This window comes from Marisediminicola senii (assembly GCF_011057645.1).
In the GTDB taxonomy this organism is placed as follows: Bacteria; Actinomycetota; Actinomycetes; order Actinomycetales; family Microbacteriaceae; genus Marisediminicola; species Marisediminicola senii.
On the sequence record NZ_JAALGE010000022.1, the window covers coordinates 23,338 to 43,234 of the forward strand.

The window sequence follows — 19,897 nt, forward strand, 5'->3', positions numbered from 1 at the left end:
CTTGCCCCAGAAGCGAGACACGGGGCGTCACCGGGGTCTACGGTGGGGCTGAAGAGGCGCGGACCACCGCGTGTATTCACGGGGTGACCACTAGCCGCGCCATGTGGATTGGGAGGACGCCATGGAAATTTCCGTAAACGGCCTGGGGCTCGGAATCACCGATCGATTCCGGGACTACGCAACCGAGAAGGCGGAAAAGGTCGCGCATCTGGCGGACAGGGCACTCGCTTTCGAAGTGAAAGTCAGTCGCCACAATGAGAAGAACGGTTCATCGGGGGATGATCGGGTCGAGCTGACCCTGATCGGGCCCGGCCCCCTCGTGCGGGCGGAATCGAACGGGTCGGACAAGTACGTCGCCTACGACCTCGCGCTCGACAAGCTGATCATGCGGTTGCGGCGGGCGAAGGACCGCCAGAAGGTGCACCGCGGAAAGCACCGCCCGACCTCGCTGCGGGAGGCCGCGTCGACGGGCTTCAGCGTGGTCGACATCACGCCGGCGGCACCCGACGTTCTCGAGCGGGCGCTCACCGGGTCGTTCGACGTCGTCACCCCCGCAGAGGAAGTCGAGGCGGAGTGGAGCCCCGTCGTCATCCGCAAGAAGGTGTTCGCGGCGGTGCCCATGACCGTCGACGACGCGCTCTACTACATGGAGCTCGTCGGTCATGATTTCTACCTCTTCATCGACGCGGAGACCGACCGGCCGAGCGTCGTCTACCGCCGCAAGGGCTGGGACTACGGGGTGATCGGCCTCGACGACCAGGTCGACGAACTGCCGGAGGCGCAGGCCGCGGCCAGGGGGCTGCGCGGCTAGGCGCCACGCGCGACAACCGATCCCGAAGGGCACCAGTCAGCGACGATTGGTGCCCTTCGGTCATCGTTCGGCAGCACTTCGCTAGGATTGCCACGCATCACGAATCGGTTACGACCGATTGATATCGTCGCGGCGAGTAGTCCGGGCGCAACAGCAATGGGAGTTTTCGGTGGCAAATGTTCTTGAGCGTGTCCTCCGTGTCGGCGAAGGACGCACCCTCCGCCGGCTGCAGCGCTACGCGGAGGCGATCAATCATCTGGAAGACGACTTCACGGCCCTCACCGACGACGAGCTGAAGAACGAGACCGTCGAACTGCGTGAGCGCTACGGCAACGGGGAGTCCCTCGACGACCTGCTCCCCGAGGCATTCGCCGCAGTTCGGGAGGCCGCGAAGCGCACCCTGGGGCTTCGGCACTTCGACGTGCAGCTCATGGGTGGGGCGGCGCTCCACCTCGGCAACATCGCCGAGATGAAGACCGGTGAGGGCAAGACGCTGGTCGCCACGACCGCCGCCTACCTCAACGCCATCGCGTCGCGCGGCGTTCACGTCATCACGGTCAACGACTACCTCGCCTCGTACCAGTCCGAGCTCATGGGCCGCGTGTTCCGCGCCCTCGGAATGACGACCGGCTGCATCGTGAGCGGCCAGACACCGCCGCAGCGCCGCGAGCAGTACGCCGCAGACATCACCTACGGCACCAACAACGAATTCGGCTTCGACTACCTGCGCGACAACATGGCGTGGCAGGCATCCGACATGGTGCAGCGCGGCCACTTCTTCGCCATCGTCGACGAGGTCGACTCGATCCTCATCGACGAGGCCCGCACCCCGCTGATCATCTCCGGCCCGTCGTCCGGTGAGGCCAACCGGTGGTTCACCGAGTTCGCGCGCCTCGCCAAGCGCCTGGTGGCCGACGTCGACTACGAGGTCGACGAGAAGAAGCGCACCGTCGGCGTGCTCGAGCCCGGAATCGAGAAGGTCGAGGATTACCTCGGCATCGACAACCTCTACGAGTCGGCCAACACCCCGCTGATCTCGTTCCTCAACAACGCCATCAAGGCGAGCGCCCTGTTCAAGAAGGACAAGGACTACGTCGTGATGAACGGCGAGGTGCTCATCGTCGACGAGCACACCGGCCGCATCCTGATGGGCCGCCGCTACAACGAGGGAATCCACCAGGCCATCGAGGCCAAGGAGGGCGTCGCCGTCAAGGCGGAGAACCAGACCCTCGCCACTGTGACGCTGCAGAACTACTTCCGCCTCTACAGCAAGCTCTCCGGCATGACCGGAACGGCCGAGACCGAGGCCGCCGAGTTCATGAGCACGTACAAGCTCGGCGTCGTCTCCATCCCGACCAACAAGTCGATGGTGCGCATCGACCAGCCCGACCTCGTCTACAAGAACGAGGAAGCCAAGTTCGGGCAGGTCGTCGAAGACATCGACGTTCGCCACAAGAACGGCCAGCCCGTGCTCGTCGGAACGACCAGCGTCGAGAAGAGCGAGTACCTCTCCAAGCTGCTCGCCAAGCGCGGCATCAAGCACGAGGTGCTGAACGCCAAGAACCACGCCAGGGAAGCGGCCATCGTCGCGCAGGCCGGCCGGTTCGGCTCGGTCACCGTGGCCACCAACATGGCCGGTCGTGGAACCGACGTCATGCTCGGCGGCAACGCCGAGTTCCTCGCGGTCGCCGAGATGAATTCGCGCGGACTGAGCCCGGTCGACACTCCCGACGAGTACGAGGCGCAGTGGGACGAGGTGTTCGACCGCGTCAAGGCCGAGGTCGCGACCCAGGCCGAGCGCGTCGTCGAGGCCGGCGGTCTCTACGTGCTCGGCACCGAGCGCCACGAGTCGCGTCGAATCGACAACCAGCTGCGCGGGCGTTCCGGCCGCCAGGGCGACCCCGGCGAGAGCCGGTTCTACCTGTCGCTCACCGACGACCTCATGCGCCTGTTCAACTCAGCGGCCGCCGAGCAGCTGATGGGCAGGGGCAACGTTCCCGACGACCTCGCCATCGAATCCAAGGTCGTCAGCCGCGCCATCCGCAGCGCGCAGAGCCAGGTCGAATCGCGCAACGCCGAGATCCGCAAGAACGTGCTCAAGTACGACGACGTCCTCAACCGCCAGCGCGAAGCGATCTACGGCGACCGCCGGCACATCCTCGAGGGCGACGACCTGCAGGACCGCACCCAGACGTTCCTCGAAGACGTCGTCACCGAGGTCATCGACGAGCACACGTCGGAGGGAAGCGCCGACGACTGGGACCTCGACGCGATGTGGACCGAGCTGGGTACCCTGTACCCCATTTCGATCTCGGTCGACGAGGTGCTCACCGAGGCGGGGTCCCGTGGACGTGTCACCCGTGACTACCTGACGAAGGAGATCCTCTCCGACGCCAAGCTCGCCTACCAGAAGCGCACCGAAGGCCTCGGCGAGGCCGCGATGCGCGAACTCGAGCGCCGAGTCGTGCTCTCGGTCATCGACCGTCGCTGGCGCGACCACCTCTACGAGATGGACTATCTCAAGGACGGCATCGGCCTGCGCGCCATGGCACAGCGCGACCCGCTGGTCGAATACCAGCGCGAGGGCTTCGCGCTGTACCAGAGCATGATGGGGCAGATCCGCGAGGAGACCGTCGGGTTCCTGTTCAACCTCGAAGTCGAGGTCACCGGTGCGGGAGCGACTGCGGCGGTGCCGTCGGTGGCCGCGAAGGGCCTCGGTGCGCCGAGCGCACCCGTCGAGAAGCTGCGCTACTCCGCGCCCAACGCCGACGGCGAGGTCGAGGTACGCGACCAGCGAGGCCAGCTCGAGCGGGCCGCCACCGCCAAGGCGCAGCGCATCCAGGACGAGGCGGAGCGGGCAGCCGCCGGGCTGGAACCGGATGACGAGCCGGCACCCGCGACCACCGGGGGCCGCGGGGCATTCGGGCAGCAGCCGACGCAGGTCGCACCGCCCGTAAACCGCGCGGAACGCCGCTCGCAGTCGAAGCGCAAGTAGCCGCGGGCAGCAGCCGGTAGCAGGCACAGCATCCGCACGACGAAACGAGCGCATGTCCACTGCGGTGGACATGCGCTCGTTTCGCATTGATCGCGTAGGGCCAGGCCTCGTGACGCTCCGGCCCGGTGACGTCTCGCTACAGTACGTTGATGGCGGTGGCCCGCCACCGGTTGTCGAGCCCCTCGAGGCGGATGGCCACCGCACGGGCACGCACCCGGCCGCGCACGATGACAACCGCTTCGACAACGCCAGCGCGCGGTTCGCACAGCGACGTCGATCCGATCGTGAACGTGGGCCTGGTCGGCACCTGCCCCTTGGCCTGGCGGGCCTTCGATGACAGCACCACCCGCTTGAGGAGGTGCCGATAGACGTCGTCAGTGACCCAGCGGGAGATCTGTTCGAGGTCGCGCGCCCCGGCCAGGATCTCGATCACGCACCGCGTGAGGTTCTCCAGCAACGGCTCAGGGCTCGGCAGCGTCGACCGGTCGGCGGGCTGGAACGAGAAGAACTCGTCGGCGTGGAACCGCACGTGCGACGGTCGGGCGGGCGCCGGGGCGGGGAGTGCATCACTCATGATCGACCATCACCTCTCACGGGATTGGCGCCGCCGGTAACCCCCGAACAGGGGTCATACCGCGCCGGAGATGTCACTGTGTCACCTCGGGGGAGGAGAGTCCACGCCCCACAAGGGGGCTGTGGATAACGCGTGACCCCCGCGTGACCTGTGGTTAACGTCATCCAATGCGCTGGGACAACCTCTTCGACGACCTCGAGGGCCAACTCGACCAGGAGCTCGGGGCCGAGGAGATCGACCTGCGCGCCGAAGAGGAACGCCTCCGCCTCGGCCGGCTCGGGCTGCGGGATCGCATCCGCGGCATCCAGGAGGCCGCAGGCAAGCACTCGCCGACCTCGCTCGCCGTGCAGCTCACCGACGGGTCGCGCATCGCCGTTCGCCCGACGACCATCGGCCGGGACTGGTTCTCCGCCACGGTGGTCGCCGAGTCGCGGCATCCCTCCCGGTGTGTCATCCCGATCGCCGCGGTGTCGAGCCTGCACCTCACCCGAGAGCAGGTGCTGCCGAGCCTCTCCGTGACCGCGGGTGCGCCAGACGCCGAACCGACCCTGTCGGAGCGCCTCACGTTATCGTTCGTGCTCCGCGACCTGTGTCGTCGCCGCCGGAGCCTGGAGTTCCATCTCCTGGACGGCACGGTGTTCGGCACCGTCGATCGTGTCGGACGCGACCACCTCGACGTCGCGGTGCACGAGGTCGGCAGCGCGCGACGGGAATCCGCGGTCAGCGGGTACCGCGTGGTGCCGATGGCTCAGCTGCTGGTCGTGAAGTTCTGACCCGGGCTGGAGCCGTCGGTGCCCGGCCAGCGGCGGTCGCCGCGGTCGAACGAATACTCGGGCAGCGCCTCGTACTCCGCCTGGTTCCACAACCCGATGCGCCTGGCCTCTTCGTACTTGGCGGCGATGTAGGCCTCGAGGAGGCTCTTCTCGATGCGCCAGTGCCCCGCCCCGCCGATCTTGATCGCGGGCAGTTCTCCCGACCTGACCAGGGCGTACGCCTGGCGGGCAGAGATGTTGAGGATTTCGGCGGTGTCGGCGAGGGTGAGAAACCTGGCCACCCCGCCGTCACCGTCGAGTTCGTCCATGCGTCGAGTATGGCCGCGTGTCCCCCGTCGTGACGGTGGTGTGGATAACTAGCGCGGGCCGCGGCGGTCGGGATGACGATGGAGAACACATCCTTCTCGAACCGGGAGTCGACGAATGAAGCGCACGGCAGCCGCACCGCGCAGTGAGCGCGGACAACGATCGTTCTGGCTCGACCCGCGGTTCGCGGTCGGGGTGGTGCTGGTCATCGGGTCGGTCGCCGGCGTCATCGGGGTGGTCTCGGCCGCCGACCGGCGCGTCGAGGTGTGGGCGGCCAGGTCGGCGCTGACACCCGGCGACGCGGTAGACCCCGACGACCTCGTACTCCGCAGTGTGCGGCTCGGCGAGGCCGATGGCCTGTACCTGCCGGGGGAGGCCGTGGCGAACGACGACCTGGTCATCACCAGGTCGGTACCGGCGGGCGAACTGGTTCCCGTGTCGGCGGTGGGGGATGCCGCGGGCACACGTGAAGCGTCGGTCGTCGTCACCGTTCCCGGCCGGTTGCCGCAGTCGGTCGTCGCCGGGGCGGGCGTCGATATCTGGTCGGCCAAGGAGATCGAGGCCGGGGTGTACGGCGCGCCGTCCGTCGCGGTCGGCGGCGCCACCGTGGTCAGGGTGATCGAGAGCGAGAGCCTCATCGTCGACGGGTCGTCGGTATCCGTCGAGGTGCTCGTGCCGCGCGACTCGATCGCGCAGCTGCTCGAGTCGCTGGCCAACAATGATTCGATGTCGCTGGTGCCCATCGGCATCCCGATGGAGGGCTGACCGGTGGCCGTCGTCGTACTCGCCGTGCCGGCCGACCTGCTCACTCGCCTCGACCGGCACCTGCGCAACCACGGCCACGAGGTCGGCGAGGCGTGTTCCTCGGCGGACGAGCTCATCGCGGTCATGACATCGAGTGGATGCGACGCCGCCCTGGTCTCGGCCGACCCGCGGTTCCTCACCGCGGCGGTGCTCTCCGCGGCGGATGCGGCCGGTGTCAGGGTGATCGGGATCATCGCGTCCGACGGGCAGCGGCGGCACGCGGCATCCATCGGCCTTCTCGAGACGGTGCAGGGTGACGGCGACTGGACCGTGGTCGAGCCGATGATCGAGGCGCTGATCGCGGGGGTCGGCACCGACGCGGCGGTTCCCGCGGGCCGCGGGCGGGTGATCGCGGTGTGGGGGCCGGCCGGGGCCCCAGGGCGCACCAGCCTGGCCATCTCGATCGCCGCGGAGATCGCGGCCGCGGGCTACAGCGTCGCCCTGTGCGACGTCGACACTTACAGCGGCTCGGTCGCGCCCGCGCTCGGCTTGCTCGACGAGGCACCGGGATTCGCCGCGGCGTGCCGGCTCGCCGGGGCCGGCGGACTCACCCTGCACGAACTCGAGCGCATCGGGCAGCGCTACCGGTCGGGGCACGGCAGCTTCTGGGTGCTCACCGGCATCGGGCGTCCGAACCGGTGGCCCGAACTGTCGTCCGACCGCGTCACCGCGACCCTCGCCACCTGCCGGGAGTGGGTGGACTACACGGTGGTCGACACCGGGTTCAGCCTCGAGACCGACGAGGAGATCTCGAGCGACCTGTTCGCGCCGCGTCGCAACGCGGCGACGCTGGCGGCACTGCGCGAGGCCGACGACGTGGTGGCGGTCGGGGCCGCCGACCCGGTCGGGCTGTCGCGTTTTCTGCGCGTGCACTCCGACCTGCTCGAGGCGGCCACTACCGACCGGGTGACGGTCGTGATGAACCGGGTGCGGCAGAGCGCGATCGGACTGTCACCGGCCAGTCAGGTGCGCGGTGCGCTGCAGCGGTTCGGTGGCATCTCGACACCGGTCATCGTTCCGCACGACCAGTCGGCGTTCGACGCCGCGGTGCTCGCGGGAACGACGGTGCGCGACGCCGCGACGCGGTCGGCCGCGAGGGTCGCGATCGGCGAGCTCGTGGCATCCCGGCTGCTTCCGCAGGTGCCGCAGACCATGCGAACGCGGCGGGCACTGCGCAACGGCACCCGGTCGGCCGGCGCGCGCGGCGGCACGCGGGGTGGCGCGGCGACGGGATGGTGGGGATCCGCGCGGCGGGGAGAGGCCCAGGGGCAGGCCCGACCCGCTCCGGCACTCCACCGCTCGGCCGCGCTTCACCGGGATCTCGGATGACCGCGTGCTTCGCTTGGCGCATGACCGACATCCCCATGTTCCCGCTCGGATCGGTGCTGTTTCCGCACATGCCGCTGCAGCTGCGCATCTTCGAGGACAGGTACCTCGCGATGCTCGCATCGATGATCGAGACGGAACGCACCGAATTCGGGGTCGTCCTCATCGAGCGTGGCCAGGAGGTCGGGGGAGGGGAGCACCGGTACTCCTACGGAACGATGGCGAGCGTCACCCAGATGGCGGCGGGCGACGGCTTCGTCGGCCTCGTCGCGCTGGGAGCGGAGCGTATCGAGGTGGTCGAGTGGCTCGACGACAGCCCGTTCCCGCGGGCGGAGGTGCGCGAGCTCGACGACCTCGAGTGGAGCGACGACCTCGACACGCTGCGCCACACCGCAGACACCGCGGTCAGGCGCATCCTCGCCATCGCGAGCGAATTCTCCGACCAGTACTGGCCGCCGGACGTCGCCTTGTCGGACGACCCGGCGGAGGCCGCGTGGCAGCTGGCGGCGATAGCGCCGGTCGGGGAGGTCGACCAGCTGCGACTGCTGCGGTCGACGTCGATGGAGGGCCTACTCACGGCCATCATCGAGGTTACCGAAGAGGCGGCGGTCGCGTTCTCGGTGCCGTGGTCGGATGCGGCGCCCGACGGTATGCCCGGTGGCGACGACGAGGTGCCCCCGCCCGCGCCCTGAGCCCGCGGTGTCACTCGGCCGCACCCGGGCGCGGTTACGCTGGACGGGTGTCGACCCTCAGTGACCTCGTCCTCGCCCAGGGGCGTTCCTCCGAAGCCGACGTCGAGTGGCTGCACCTCCTGGTCGGCGACTGGCAGTTACTGGCCGACCTCGCGTTCGCCGACATCGTGCTGTGGGTGCCCACGACCACCGACACCTTCGTCGCGGTCGCGCACGCCAGGCCGTCGAGCTCGGCCACCCTGTTCTACCGCGACTTCGTCGGGCAGAACGTCAAGCCGGAATGGCGCAAGCAGGTCTCCGACGCGTTCGCCTCTGGTCAGATCATCGACTCCGCCGCACCCGACTGGTACGAGGAGACTCCCACGCGGGTGCGCGCCGTTCCCGTGCTGCGCCGGCTCGCCGCATCCGGGTCCGCCACCGCAGACAACCCGGTTGCGATCATCACCCGCCATACCAACCTCAGCGAGGCGCGCACGCCCAGCCGCCAGGAGCTGACCTTCAACGAATGCGCCAACGACCTGTTCGGCATGATCGCCATCGGGGACTTTCCCGACCTCGGTGCGCCGACCGGCCCCCGTCGCGGCGCGCCGCGCGCCTCTGACGGCCTGCTGCGCCTCGACGTCGACGGGCTCGTCACGTTCGCCAGCCCGAACGGTCTGTCGGCGTTCAACCGCATGGGGTTCGCAGGCGAACTGGAGGGCGAGTCGCTCGCCGAGGTGACCACCGGGCTGCTCACCGGAAAGCACATCACCGACGAATCCCTGCCGCTCGTGGTGACCGGCCGGGCGCCGTGGCGCACCGACATCGAGGCCCGCGGCGTGACGATCTCGCTGCGTGCCATCCCGATCCGTGACCGGGGCGAGCGCACCGGCGCGATCGTGCTCTGCCGCGACGTGACCGAGCTCCGTCACCAGGAACGGGAGTTGATCACGAAGGATGCCACGATCCGCGAGATCCACCACCGGGTCAAGAACAACCTGCAGACGGTCGCGTCCCTGTTGCGAATCCAGGCGCGTCGCTCGCACTCCGAAGAGGCGCGCGAGTCGCTGAACCAAGCCATGCGGCGGGTCGCCGCCATCGCTGTCGTGCATGACACCCTCAGCGAGGGACTCAGCCAGAACGTGGACTTCGACGCGGTGTTCGACCGCGTACTGCTGCTCATCGCCGAGGTCGCGTCGACCCTCAACACCAAGGTGCACCCGAAGCTCACCGGCAGTTTCGGCGTGCTGCCGAGCGCCTACGCGACCCCACTCGCCCTGGCGCTGACCGAACTGGTCACCAACGCCGTCGAGCACGGACTCGCCGGGCGCGAGGGCGACGTGGAGATCACGGCGGGGCGCACGGAGGAGACGCTGAGCGTCAAAGTGCGCGACTCCGGGGTCGGGCTACCCGAGGGCAAAGTCGGATCGGGACTCGGCACACAGATCGTGCGCACGCTGATCCAGGGTGAACTCAGCGGAACCATCGACTGGCACACGCTCGTGGGCAGTGGCACCGAGGTGACCATCGACATTCCCCTGGCGTTCATTACCGCATCCTGAGCCCGGGGAGAGCCCGAGAGCCCGGGGAGAGCCGAAGAGCCCGGTGAGAGCCCAAGCGAAAGCCCCGCCGAAAGTCCTTCGACGGGGCTGTGTCGCTTGGGTAATGCGGGTGCCCGGGGGCACCGATGATCAGGAGGCGCGGCGGGCGCGAGCGGCGCGACGCTTGAGGGCACGGCGCTCGTCTTCACTCAGGCCGCCCCAGACGCCGGAATCCTGGCTGGTCTCGAGGGCGTACTGGAGGCACTGCTCGGAGACGCTGCAACGCCCGCAGACCGACTTGGCCTTCTCGATCTGGTCGACGGCCGGTCCCGTGTTTCCCACGGGGAAGAAAAGCTCTGGGTCGGCCGTGAGGCAAGCCGCTTTGTCGCGCCAGTCCATAGGGGTGCTCCTTAGATTGCTGATGGAAATACAGAGAGTCGACAGGCCGGAAGTCTTCATTCGAGACTCGAATTGACCGGCGTGAACAGTCGGAAATGGGATGCGCCTACGACCCTGTAAGCATCAAATCAACCTCCAATAGACTCTCACACGTATACCCGCAAATCAATAGTTTTGTATTGGACGATGCTGTGAGCCCGCACCCCGACGACGCCCCCGCCCGGGGGCGCGAGCCCCGTATTCCGGCGCAGTTGCGGGTGCTCGTCGGCCTCATCGCACTTGAGGCACTCGCCCTGGTCGCCGCCACCGTCTACCTCGTCGTGGAGCTCCTGGTCGACACCCCCGACTCGTTCGTGAGCGCCGTTGCGCTCACCGTCGTGGTCGCGATCGGCGCGGTCGGCGTCGCGGCGATCGCCGTCGGCGCGTTGCGCGGCCAGCCCTGGATCCGGGGCGCGGGTATCACCGTTCAGGTGCTCCAGATCGCGCTCGCGATCGGCAGCTTCCAGGGCCTGTTCGCGCGCCCGGGAATCGGCTGGCTGCTCCTCACCCCGGCCATCGCCGTCATCGTGCTGATGTTCTCGCGCCCCGTCGTGCTGGCGACGACCCGGCCCGAGGAGCAGGCCTAGCGGCATTCGCCGGAGGAGGCGTCGGCTCCTCCGGCGGCGGTGGCCGGGGCTAGTCGAGACCGAGCTTCTTGCGCAGTGACGCGACGTGCCCGGTCGCCTTCACGTTGTAGAGCGCGAGCTTCAGGGTGCCGTCGGGATCGACCACGAAAGTGGACCGGAGCACCCCGGTCACGGTCTTGCCGTACAGGGACTTCTCGCCGTACGCGCCGTATGCGTTGTGCACGACGAGGTCGGGGTCGCTGAGCAGGGGGAAGTTGAGGCCCTGCTCCGCCTGGAACTTCTGCAGAGCGGGAGCGTCGTCTTTCGAGACGCCGAGCACCTGGTAGCCGGCGGACTTCAGCGAGTTGATGTTGTCGCGAAAGTCGCAGGCCTGGGTGGTGCAGCCGGGAGTCGACGCGGCGGGGTAGAAGTACACGATCACGTTCTGGCCGGCGAAGTCGGCGAGCGACACCGGGGAGCCGTCCTGGTCGGTGAGCGTGAAGGCGGGCGCGGTGGCGCCGGCGTCGAGTCTGGCGGAGGTGTCGACCACGGTGGGCTCCTGGATGAGTCGGAAGGCGAACATAGGGTGGGAAGGTGAGGCGCGGGGCGAATACGACCATGCACTGACGTGCAGTGCGTCGTAGACGGTGAACTCTCATGCTAACCTTGGTCCTCGGCCCGGGCATTTGCCCCAAGCCGCATGCATCCCTAGCTCAATTGGCAGAGCAACTGACTCTTAATCAGTGGGTTCCCGGTTCAAGTCCGGGGGGGTGCACCAGTCACTGGGCCTGAGCCTCGTAGTTACCTCACAACTACGAGGCTTCAATGTTTTCACCCATACCCTCAGCGACACTCAAGTCGTCAGAAACTCGTCAAAAACCACCGCAGACACGCCCTCCGCGGGCCTCATCATCCGGTTGTTTCGGGGTGTTCCCCGCCCACTTCCGGGTGGTGCCGGGAGTCCGTTCCTACCTACGAGGTATGAACGAGCCTCGCCCCTTCGCAGAGCTGCCGAGCCGCCTTGAGCGACTGCTCACGGTGCAGCAGCTTTCGGACTATCTCGGCGTGCCGGTCAAGACGCTCTACGAGTGGCGCACGCAGAAGGTCGGTCCTCGCGCGGTCAAGGTTGGGCGTGCGCTGCGCTACCCCGAGAGTCACGTGATCGACTGGCTGGAGGAGCAGTCGTGAGCCGCCCTGTTCAGCCGCTGGGCACCTACGGGTCAATCTCGGTCAGGAAGCTCGGGGCGAAGTATGCGGCCACCACGCGTTACCGCGACATGGACGGCGACTACCTCCGCATCCAGGCCACGGCAACCAGCGAGACAAAGGCCACGAACGCGCTCAAGGCGAAGATCGCCGAGCAAGCGGACACAGCGGGTGATAGCGATCTGGATCGCAACACCAGCCTGCGCGACCTCGCGAGCTACTGGCTGGAGGAGGTCCGAGTTACTGGACGGCAGGCTCCGCAGACGCTCGATGCCTACGAGCGCAGTCTGGAGGTGGTCGTGCTCCCGGCGCTCGGTCAGTTGCGGCTTCGGGAGCTGACCGTCGGCCGCGTCGATCGGTTCCTGAAGGCGCTGGCCCCCGAACACCCGTCGCGCGCCCGTCGGGCCAAGATCGTGCTCGCGCTGGTCTTCGATCTCGCCGTGCGACACGACGCGGTAGGCAAGAACCCGGTGCGCGACACCGCGCCCGTTCCGCGCGGGCGCAAGGAGATTCGCAGCCTCGATCACGCCGAACTGGCGCGGCTGCGTGACGCCGTGGCGAAGTGGCGCACGGGCGAGAAGGTGCACGGTCCCAAGCCCGATGGTCAGCTCGCCGACGTCATCGAGACGATCCTTGGAACGTCTGCGCGCATCGGGGAAGCGCTGGCGATCCGCAAGTGCGACGTCGACATGACCGTCTCGCCACCGGAGGTCACGATCAGCGGCACGCTCGTGCAGCGCAGGGGGCACAGTCTGTACCGGCAGCCTCAGGTCAAGCACTCGAAGGACTGGCGAATCATCGCCGTGCCGAGCTACACGGCCCAAGCCATTCGCTCACGGCTCGCGATGCTGGGCAACGTGCCTGACGATCACCCGATCTTTAGCACCCGCAACGGCACGTTCATCTCCCCGAACAATCTGCGCCGCCAGCTTCGCGCCGTGCTCGCGTCGGCGGGGCTGCCGGAGGATCTCGACCTGAGTGACATCACCCCGCACACGTTCCGCAAGACCGTAGCCACGACAATCGACCAGGCAGCCTCCATAGACCTCGCTGCAGAACTGCTCGGCCACGCCTCGAAGGAGGTCACCGAGACCTACTACGTTCAGCCTACGAAGCGCGTCAACCCGGTCACCGCCGAGATTCTCGAACGACTCGCGCCGGATGGTGGCGAGTTGACGCTCAGCGCCGTCGAGCTTGATGAGGGTGTCGACGATGTCGCTTAGTCGAAATTCACTGCACACTTACCCTGGACCGAGTGTGCAAGTCGGCGTAGGATGGGGTCATGTCACTGGCACACCTGACGATCAATCCCGAAGACGTACGCGCGAGCACGCGGGATACTGGCCCGCGCCCGGCCTGGCTGGAGGAGGTTGCCGCCTACGTGCAGCGGGCTGCCGCCGAGGGCGCAACGGTGACGCTGACGTCGAAGCAGCGGATGCTGACGCCCGAGCAGGTGGCCGAAGCGATAGGGGTCTCCCGGTCGACGATCTCACGGAAGATCAAAGCTGGCGAGATCCACGCGGTGAAGGTCGGCAATCGCAACCGCGTCCCGTACGAGGAGTTCGAGCGGTTCTGGGACAAGACGATGGGCGACATGGTGGAGCTGGTGCGCGATGACATCGAGGCGGACCTCTTCGGTGACGCTCGGTAGCGCCACCCTCGTCTTCCTCGACGCCAACGTCCTCGCCAAACCGGTCACCCGCACTCTCTTCATGGTCGGAGGCATGCCGAGCGGCTTCCATGCGCTCTGGAGCGAAACTGCGGAGCAGGAAGCCGCTCGGCACCTACGTCCGCGCGCCGTCACACCCGCTGATGTTCGCCGCCGGTTCGAAATCCCACTCGGGCCGACCGGTGACATCGTGGGCCGGTTTGCATCGACCAAAGGCAACGACAGGCAGATCCTCGCCGACGCGGAGGCGGCTCGAGCGACATTCCTCGTCACCGAAGACGTGGACGATTTCGCTGAAGTCGACCTCATCAGCCTCGGCATATCGGCGGTGAACCCCGACTTGTTCCTCGCCGAGCGGCTGACCCGCGAGGCTTATGCACTCGTGATCGACCTGTTCGTCGAACGCCAAGTCGCGCCGCCGACCACCGCGGCCCAATTCCATAGCGCGGTAGCACGCCAGCACCCGCGGTTGTTCGCCGCGCACGCCGATCTCCACAATGTCGGGCCTTCACCGAGCATCCACCGAGAGCCCTCGGTGATCTTCCGGGGCACACGGTGCCTGAGCTGCGAAACGATCGTGGCCCAGCTCGGCGAGCTGATTGACGGGCTCTGCGCGGACTGCCGCCGTGCTCGCGACCGCCCGTAGCTCAGCGTCGCACCGTCGCGTGCAGCGGCCTGGGTCTCGTCGGAGGTTGCCTCGTCGAGACCCCAGAGGTCGAACTTGAGCTGCCCCGGCGAAGGCTTCCGAAGGTGCCGCTGCGCCATGCGTCACCGTGCCAAGCGCGACGGCCTAATGATCCACAGCGAGCTGCGCGTAGAACGCGTCCTCTGCTGCGCGACGCCGAGCGATGTCGTCACGGACGAACTGCACGAAGTCCTCGTCCCGGTTGGTGATCGCCGATTCCTCGACAGCCGGGGCGGGGTCTTCGCCGGGCCACGCGGCCAGCCTCGTTGGCCGGTCGCTGTCGAGGCGGGTGCCGCAGGCGGCAACCCAGTCGTGCAGTCGTTGTTTGGCGTCAGCGAAGTCGCGGTGCCAGCCGATCGGGGCCGAACCGTGCTGCTTCGACTCGTACGCGCTCAGCCAGTGTTGGCGCAACGCCGACAGCTCCCAGATGAGTTCGGAATGCCGATGCCACAGCGGTGGGATGACGCCCACGCTGAGTCCGTAGGTGTGCCGCAGCCAGTTGATCCAGGCGTTCAGCTCCAGCCATTCGACCTGTGCCTCCTCGGCGGTGAGCAGGTTCCAGTTGATTGGTCGCGGGGGCTCCGGGGTGTGAGCATCGTCTTCGCCGGGTGTGGGCATCGGCTCGGGTTCATCGGCCGGCGGCGGCTCGAAGTCGAAGCCGGGGATGGCGAGCGTGTTGTCGTCGAGTGGCATCGCCGGGCCTCACAGCGTGATCGGGCGGCTCGGCCTCGCCGCCGCCGCGGCGTCCGGGGCGGTTTGCTCGATCCCCGCGCCCTGACCGCGGCTGCGGTCGACGACGTAGATCGACCGGGCCGCATCGTGTCCGAGGCGCTTGGCGACGAACTCCTCACCGGTTATGGTTTGTCCATCGCGCTCGTAGCTGTATGGGTGCACGTAGCCCTCGGCGACGAAGTTGTCACCCTTGGCGAGCTGCGCGAATGCCCGCTCTGCACTCCGGCGGTACATCACGAGGTCGTGAAACGTTGTCTCCTGCTGCGTGAAGCTGCCATCGGGGTTGCGCTCGAAATGCTCTTGGCCGATACGCACGTGCAGACGCGCTTCGCCGTTGGCATTGAACGAGAGTTGCGGATCAGTGGCGATGAATCCCGAGAGGGATTGTTGGGTGTGGATCGCCATCAGAGATGCTCCTTAGTCTGGTCAGGTGACCCAAATGGGTCTCGGCTTGCTAGACAGGTGCGCGCGTCATCCCCGGCGAAGCAGCCTCTCGACCCCAGCCCGCTGCGCGCTCAGATCGGCGGCGTCGGGGCGCGCAGTCCACTCGCGCATCCGGGTCACGATGGGCGGAGCGGAGCGGAGCAGCACGAGCGCCGTGCCATACGGCAGGGTACGGATGACGTCGGGCGGCATGATCGGCACGCGCCGTGTCGAGCGCTGATTCGAGCGCAACCCGCGCTCGCCGATGGTCACGGAGTCGGTGATCTCATCACGGTCGCCGATGAGGGTGGAGAGATCCTGAAGGTCGCGGGAGCCGGATGCGCCGCCGAGCACGATCTTGGCGATGCTGGCATCCCAGATCGCTGTCGCCGCATTCTCACCCCAGCGTTCGCGCGCCTGGGCCATCGACTGCAAGACGGGCATCACCGTCAGCCCGGTACCCCCGCCCTCGGCCATGAGTACTGGGAGCGACGGCAGGGGCGCGAGGTTACCGATCTCATCGAGCGCGAGCAGCACCGGCGGGTCGAGTCGTGCGCCGGGTGAGCGCGCGGCGAGACGGCGCGCGGTTTCCACGAGGTCTTCGACGAATGCGGCGACGAGTGCCGACGATGCACCAGCACCGGCACCCGTTGCCAGCAGGTAGAGCGTGCCCGAGTTGCGGAGAAATGCCTCGGGGTCGAACTGCTCGTCCTCGCTCGGACTGACTGCTTCGAGCACCCGCGGGTCGGCGAGCGCTGCCAGAGCCAACGAGACCCCCTGCCAAATCGAGTCGCGCGTACGCGGGTCGGACTGGAGCATCGCGTCGAGGGACTCCGCCCAGCCGGTCGCCGCACCGGAGGAGGCGGACAGGATGGCGACGGCATCCGCTGCCGCCGCGGGATCGAGCGTCCAGCGGAACAGCTCGGTGGGTGGTCTGCCGTCGAGGGCGGCCGCGTGCAGCAGTGCTTGAAGTGCGGTGCGGGTCTTGCCCTCCCAGAAGCCGCCGTTCTCCACAGCGGGGCCGGAGAGCCCGGTGCCCGCGGCGAGCCCGGTGGCACGGATCATCGCCGTGAGCGGCAGCTCGCACCCCCGCACCGGATTCCAACGCAGACCAGCAGGCACGCCCTGGGCGAGCCGCTGCGGGTCGAAGACGGCGACCGGTCCGTGCTGCGAGCGTGCGCGGAGCGTGGCAGTGAGGTTGTCGGGGCGCGTCGAGGTAGTCACGACCGCGCCGGGGGCATCGAGGATGCTGTTGATGACAATGTGCGTACCCTTGCCAGAACGTGGCGGCCCGATGAGCAGGATGGAGTCCTCCACCGAGGTCCAGACCCGCTTCCCGTGAGCGGTGCCGATCAGATAGCCGACGTCCATGGGTCGGGGCTTGTCGAGCGAGGGACGAAGGATGCCCGCGCGGGTGAGCAGCGCGCGATCCGAGGCGGAGCGCACGATGTCGCCGGTCTCGGCGATGCCGACGATCTTGTTCGGGTCGGCTTTCGAGCGACGACTCAGTTCGTGGACGAATCGCCAGAGAAACCATCCGGCGACTCCGGCACCCGCGACCATCACACCGGCAGTCAGCCAGTAGGCCACGGGATGAAGGGTCTCCGAGCCGAGTGCCGAGCCGGGGTCGTCGGCGTGGAAGACGACGCCGAACCCGGCCTCAAGGCCCGCCGTCGGCTGTGCCGCTCCCGTCAGGAACGCCGCCACGTTGCCCGCGAGCCGCAGTGTTCCGGCTAGCACCATCGCACCGATCAGTGCGCCGAGCGCGAGGTTTGTCAGCTCGTCGCCGAACGAGCCCGATCGCGTCGACGCGCTGCTCACGTCGGCTGCCCGACGATGCAGGTGCCCGACATGCGCCCGAGAAGGACAACCTCGCGGGTGGGGCTGAGGTCGAGTAGTCCCGGCTCGATCAGCGATCGGGCGGAGCCTTCGCTCTGCGCGTCAGTGTGGCGGATGATGATCGCCACCGCGACCTGCTCGCCGGGGATGAATCCCTCGTCGCCGTGCACGGCCAGCAAATGCGCAGATATGCCCGCGCTCGGTTCAGCCGTAACCGGCGCCGGTTCCTCGCCTGGCTCAGTCGCCAGGGTGCCCAGGATCGGCTGCGTCACGATGTCGGTGTAGACGCTGCCATCCTGCTCGTTGATGACCACGCGGACGGGCGAATGACGCTGCTCGATCACCTGGCTGATGACCTGCGCGAACGAGTGGCGCTGCCACAGCGGGGCGAAGGTCGGCGAGTCGAGCGGCTGCCCATCGACGGCGACGCTGAGCGTTGCATCCGGCTGGACGGTCATCACGATGATCGGAAGCACCGGGGGTACTTGTATGGGCCGCGCAGCCTCGGTCTCGCTGCTGGAGCTGGGCTTGCGTCGCTTCGTCAGTGTGCTGCTCATCGCACGCCTCCTGTCATCCGGCTGGTCGTGTCGAATGCCGCCAGCTCGGCGGGGTGGAGCTGGTGCTGCACGACGAAGCTTCTGTCCTTGATGCGCCAGAGCCCCTGTCCGGTGCCGAGCCCCGGGAGCAGCCCTTCCTCGGTGCCGGTCAACCCCAGCGCGCTCGCCGTTGCGCCGAGCTGGTCGGACTCCTGGCGGTAGATGATCCTGGTCTCCGCGTTGGCGAGCAGCGACGACGCGAGAGCGCGCATCGCAGAACCCTGATCGCCCACGTTGTCGAGGTCGCTGAGTTTGTGGAAGATCAGCATGTTGGCGATGCCGAAGTGCCTCGCCAACCGCCACTGTGCATCCATTCGCCGAAGGAGCGCGGGGTGCGACATCAAGCGCCACGCCTCGTCATAGATCACCCATCGCTGCCCGCCTTGCGGGTCGAGCAGCGCCGACTCCATCCATGCGGATGAGCAGGTCATCAGCACCGATACGAGGGTCGAGTTCTCGGCGACGCGCGAGAGATCGAGCGAGATCATCGGCAGGGACGGATCGAACTTCACCGTGCTCGGCCCGTCGAAGAGGCCCTGGAGGTCACCAGCGACGAGCCGCCGCAGCGCGTGACCGACGACACGACCGTCTTCGATGAGGCGGCCGTCGACATTGTTGTCGATGGCGGGCGCGAGGATGCGGTCGACGACCATCGGGAGGATCGGAACGTCGGACGATCGCACGGCGTCGGCGAGGGCGAGGTCGATCGCGGTGTGTTCCAGCGGTGTGAGCGGTCGATCGAGCACCGTCTCGGCGAGCGCGCCGATGAGGTCGCGACGCCTCGATGTGACTTGGCTCAGCCATTCGGTGTCGCTGAGCCCCGAGGGGCGGTGGCCTTCATCCAGCGGGTTGAGGCGGTTCGGCATACCGTGCCCGAGCACGATGGCCCGGCCGCCTACGGCTTCGGCGACGGCCGTGTGCTCACCCTTGGGATCTCCGGGCACGTAGACGCGGCGGCCGAATGGGATGCTGCGGGTGTAGAGGCTCTTCGCCAGCGACGACTTCCCGGAGCCCACGATCCCGGCGAGCACGATGTTCGGCGCGGTGATGGCGCCCCTGGCATAGAGCACCCACGGGTCGTAGACGAAGGATGCCCCGGAGTAGAGATCTTGTCCGACGAAGACACCTTGTGATCCAAGTCCGCCCTCGGCGAGGAACGGGTACGCGCCCGCGAGAGTCGCACTCGTGTCCTGGTGGCGTGGGAGGTGGAACTTGCCCGGCGTGCGCAAAGCGGCGGGGCGGGCCTCGCCCGCGCTCGGCAGGTAAGTCGTCGCGCGTTGCGCATCGCGCTCGGCTTCCCACTCGGCCCGCGCCTGTGCCTGGTGCGCCTTGCGGTCGTCGGTAGCGATTTGCTGCGCAGCCTGTCGCCGTGCCCTTCGCACTGATCGACGCTCGTTCGCCGGGTCGAGCAGCACTGTCGTGTGGAGGCGCTCGCGCTCGTCGTCGTTCACAGCGACAGCCCCCGCCGTTTGGAGAGCGCACGATGTTCGAACCGGTCGCCGTCGCCGAGGAGAGCCCGCGGCGTTCGCTCGGGCGAGGTGCTTCGGCGCTCCGCAGCTGGTGCCCACGCGACGCGACCGGAATGCTGGGACGCCTGATCGACGGCCAGCTCGGCGCGACGCACAAGACTCGCCGCCCGCCGAAGCGCGTTCGCGGCGGCGAATGCCTCCTCTACGCCCGCCCAGTGGTCGCCGCTGTCGGTGTGCGCCCTGGACTCATCGCAGGTGTGCGCAGTGGCGACCTGCTCCAGCACTTGCACAAGCGACCGGAGACCGCCGAGCAGCTCGCCCATCACCGTGTACGTGTGCGCGGGATCGGTCAAGTCCCCGGTGGTGGTGTAGCGGTGTCCTTCGGTTTGGGGGTTAGGCGCTGAGTCCGAGGGCGGGTTCGGTGGTCACCTCGGTTCCGGTGTCGGGGACGAGGGTGAGGCGGGATCTGGCGA

The 19,897-nt window shown here is 67.9% G+C and carries 22 protein-coding genes and 1 tRNA gene; 13 read left to right on the plus strand and 10 right to left on the minus strand.

The genetic code is table 11. The features are described 5' to 3' along the window. Nucleotides 1–121: 121 nt before the first annotated feature. Together hpf and secA are read left to right on the plus strand one after the other, a co-directional pair. Nucleotides 122–811, plus strand: coding sequence for a ribosome hibernation-promoting factor, HPF/YfiA family (hpf, locus tag G5S38_RS08750; RefSeq protein WP_165067413.1), 690 nt, complete (start codon nt 122–124; stop codon nt 809–811). A 169-nt stretch (nt 812–980) separates the two neighbouring features. Beyond that, entirely contained in the window at nt 981–3,806 is a 2,826-nt protein-coding gene (secA, locus tag G5S38_RS08755) for a preprotein translocase subunit SecA (RefSeq protein ID WP_165067417.1), read from the plus strand. Between the two features lie 136 nt (nt 3,807–3,942). Here the strand turns inward: secA and G5S38_RS08760 are convergent, their stop codons facing one another. Next, nucleotides 3,943–4,380, minus strand: a complete 438-nt coding sequence (locus tag G5S38_RS08760; RefSeq protein ID WP_235928975.1) for an Rv3235 family protein — start codon at nt 4,378–4,380, stop codon at nt 3,943–3,945. Nucleotides 4,381–4,547: 167 nt separating this feature from the next. Here G5S38_RS08760 and G5S38_RS08765 point away from each other — a divergent pair, with 167 nt between their 5' ends. Further along, the gene (locus G5S38_RS08765) at nt 4,548–5,153 is read left to right on the plus strand and encodes a hypothetical protein (protein ID WP_165067420.1); all 606 of its coding nucleotides are present in this window, start codon (nt 4,548–4,550) and stop codon (nt 5,151–5,153) included. On the opposite strand, the gene G5S38_RS08770 is transcribed toward G5S38_RS08765, so the two are convergent. Further along, nucleotides 5,129–5,461, minus strand: coding sequence for a helix-turn-helix domain-containing protein (locus G5S38_RS08770; protein ID WP_165067423.1), 333 nt, complete (start codon nt 5,459–5,461; stop codon nt 5,129–5,131). The genes G5S38_RS08765 and G5S38_RS08770 overlap by 25 nt on opposite strands. A gap of 115 nt (nt 5,462–5,576) precedes the next feature. On the opposite strand from G5S38_RS08770, the gene G5S38_RS08775 reads away from it, so the two are divergent. The 4 genes from G5S38_RS08775 to G5S38_RS08790 are packed head-to-tail and all read left to right on the plus strand — an operon-like array spanning nt 5,577 to nt 9,822. Further along, nucleotides 5,577–6,224: a hypothetical protein gene (locus G5S38_RS08775; RefSeq protein WP_165067426.1), complete on the plus strand. Its 648-nt coding sequence runs from the start codon at nt 5,577–5,579 to the stop codon at nt 6,222–6,224. Nucleotides 6,225–6,227: 3 nt separating this feature from the next. Next, on the plus strand, nt 6,228–7,592 hold the full coding sequence (locus G5S38_RS08780) for an AAA family ATPase (protein WP_165067429.1): 1,365 nt from the start codon (nt 6,228–6,230) through the stop codon (nt 7,590–7,592). Nucleotides 7,593–7,612: 20 nt separating this feature from the next. Further along, nucleotides 7,613–8,281: an LON peptidase substrate-binding domain-containing protein gene (locus tag G5S38_RS08785; protein ID WP_165067432.1), complete on the plus strand. Its 669-nt coding sequence runs from the start codon at nt 7,613–7,615 to the stop codon at nt 8,279–8,281. A 47-nt stretch (nt 8,282–8,328) separates the two neighbouring features. Continuing rightward, nucleotides 8,329–9,822 (plus strand): sensor histidine kinase, encoded by a 1,494-nt coding sequence (locus G5S38_RS08790; protein ID WP_165067435.1) that lies wholly within the window; start codon nt 8,329–8,331, stop codon nt 9,820–9,822. Nucleotides 9,823–9,951: 129 nt separating this feature from the next. On the opposite strand, the gene G5S38_RS08795 is transcribed toward G5S38_RS08790, so the two are convergent. Then, nucleotides 9,952–10,200, minus strand: coding sequence for a WhiB family transcriptional regulator (locus G5S38_RS08795; RefSeq protein WP_165067438.1), 249 nt, complete (start codon nt 10,198–10,200; stop codon nt 9,952–9,954). A gap of 179 nt (nt 10,201–10,379) precedes the next feature. Between G5S38_RS08795 and G5S38_RS08800 the strand changes: the two genes are divergently transcribed. Further along, nucleotides 10,380–10,826 carry a hypothetical protein gene (locus G5S38_RS08800; RefSeq protein WP_235928976.1) on the plus strand — a complete coding sequence of 149 codons (447 nt, stop codon included), beginning with the start codon at nt 10,380–10,382 and terminating at the stop codon, nt 10,824–10,826. Between the two features lie 49 nt (nt 10,827–10,875). Here the strand turns inward: G5S38_RS08800 and bcp are convergent, their stop codons facing one another. Continuing rightward, on the minus strand, nt 10,876–11,388 hold the full coding sequence (bcp, locus tag G5S38_RS08805; RefSeq protein WP_165067441.1) for a thioredoxin-dependent thiol peroxidase: 513 nt from the start codon (nt 11,386–11,388) through the stop codon (nt 10,876–10,878). 119 nt (nt 11,389–11,507) lie between these two features. Here bcp and G5S38_RS08810 point away from each other — a divergent pair. The 5 genes from G5S38_RS08810 (at nt 11,508) to G5S38_RS08830 (ending at nt 14,326) form a co-directional block, all read left to right on the plus strand. Next, nucleotides 11,508–11,583 (plus strand) — tRNA-Lys (locus G5S38_RS08810). 203 nt (nt 11,584–11,786) lie between these two features. Next, on the plus strand, nt 11,787–11,993 hold the full coding sequence (locus tag G5S38_RS08815; RefSeq protein WP_134434758.1) for a helix-turn-helix domain-containing protein: 207 nt from the start codon (nt 11,787–11,789) through the stop codon (nt 11,991–11,993). Further along, nucleotides 11,990–13,234: a tyrosine-type recombinase/integrase gene (locus tag G5S38_RS08820; RefSeq protein ID WP_165067444.1), complete on the plus strand. Its 1,245-nt coding sequence runs from the start codon at nt 11,990–11,992 to the stop codon at nt 13,232–13,234. Before G5S38_RS08815 ends, G5S38_RS08820 begins: the two co-directional genes overlap by 4 nt. Before the next feature lie 59 nt (nt 13,235–13,293). Beyond that, nucleotides 13,294–13,662 (plus strand): excisionase family DNA-binding protein, encoded by a 369-nt coding sequence (locus G5S38_RS08825; RefSeq protein WP_165067447.1) that lies wholly within the window; start codon nt 13,294–13,296, stop codon nt 13,660–13,662. Continuing rightward, nucleotides 13,649–14,326: a hypothetical protein gene (locus G5S38_RS08830; RefSeq protein ID WP_165067450.1), complete on the plus strand. Its 678-nt coding sequence runs from the start codon at nt 13,649–13,651 to the stop codon at nt 14,324–14,326. Before G5S38_RS08825 ends, G5S38_RS08830 begins: the two co-directional genes overlap by 14 nt. A 144-nt stretch (nt 14,327–14,470) precedes the next feature. Here the strand turns inward: G5S38_RS08830 and G5S38_RS08835 are convergent, their stop codons facing one another. The 6 genes from G5S38_RS08835 to G5S38_RS08860 all read right to left on the minus strand — a co-directional run bounded on the left by G5S38_RS08835 (nt 14,471) and on the right by G5S38_RS08860 (nt 19,777). Continuing rightward, entirely contained in the window at nt 14,471–15,058 is a 588-nt protein-coding gene (locus G5S38_RS08835; protein WP_165067453.1) for a hypothetical protein, read from the minus strand. A 9-nt stretch (nt 15,059–15,067) separates the two neighbouring features. Further along, the gene (locus tag G5S38_RS08840) at nt 15,068–15,502 is read right to left on the minus strand and encodes a single-stranded DNA-binding protein (RefSeq protein ID WP_165067456.1); all 435 of its coding nucleotides are present in this window, start codon (nt 15,500–15,502) and stop codon (nt 15,068–15,070) included. Between the two features lie 66 nt (nt 15,503–15,568). After that, the gene (locus tag G5S38_RS08845; RefSeq protein WP_165067459.1) at nt 15,569–17,341 is read right to left on the minus strand and encodes a type IV secretory system conjugative DNA transfer family protein; all 1,773 of its coding nucleotides are present in this window, start codon (nt 17,339–17,341) and stop codon (nt 15,569–15,571) included. Next, nucleotides 17,338–17,916, minus strand: coding sequence for a hypothetical protein (locus G5S38_RS08850; protein WP_165067462.1), 579 nt, complete (start codon nt 17,914–17,916; stop codon nt 17,338–17,340). The genes G5S38_RS08845 and G5S38_RS08850 overlap by 4 nt, the downstream gene beginning before the upstream one ends. Further along, the gene (locus G5S38_RS08855; RefSeq protein WP_165067465.1) at nt 17,913–19,406 is read right to left on the minus strand and encodes an ATP-binding protein; all 1,494 of its coding nucleotides are present in this window, start codon (nt 19,404–19,406) and stop codon (nt 17,913–17,915) included. The genes G5S38_RS08850 and G5S38_RS08855 overlap by 4 nt, the downstream gene beginning before the upstream one ends. After that, complete coding sequence (locus G5S38_RS08860; RefSeq protein WP_165067467.1) at nt 19,403–19,777, minus strand: hypothetical protein; 375 nt, start codon at nt 19,775–19,777, stop codon at nt 19,403–19,405. The genes G5S38_RS08855 and G5S38_RS08860 overlap by 4 nt, the downstream gene beginning before the upstream one ends. Nucleotides 19,778–19,897 lie beyond the last annotated feature (120 nt).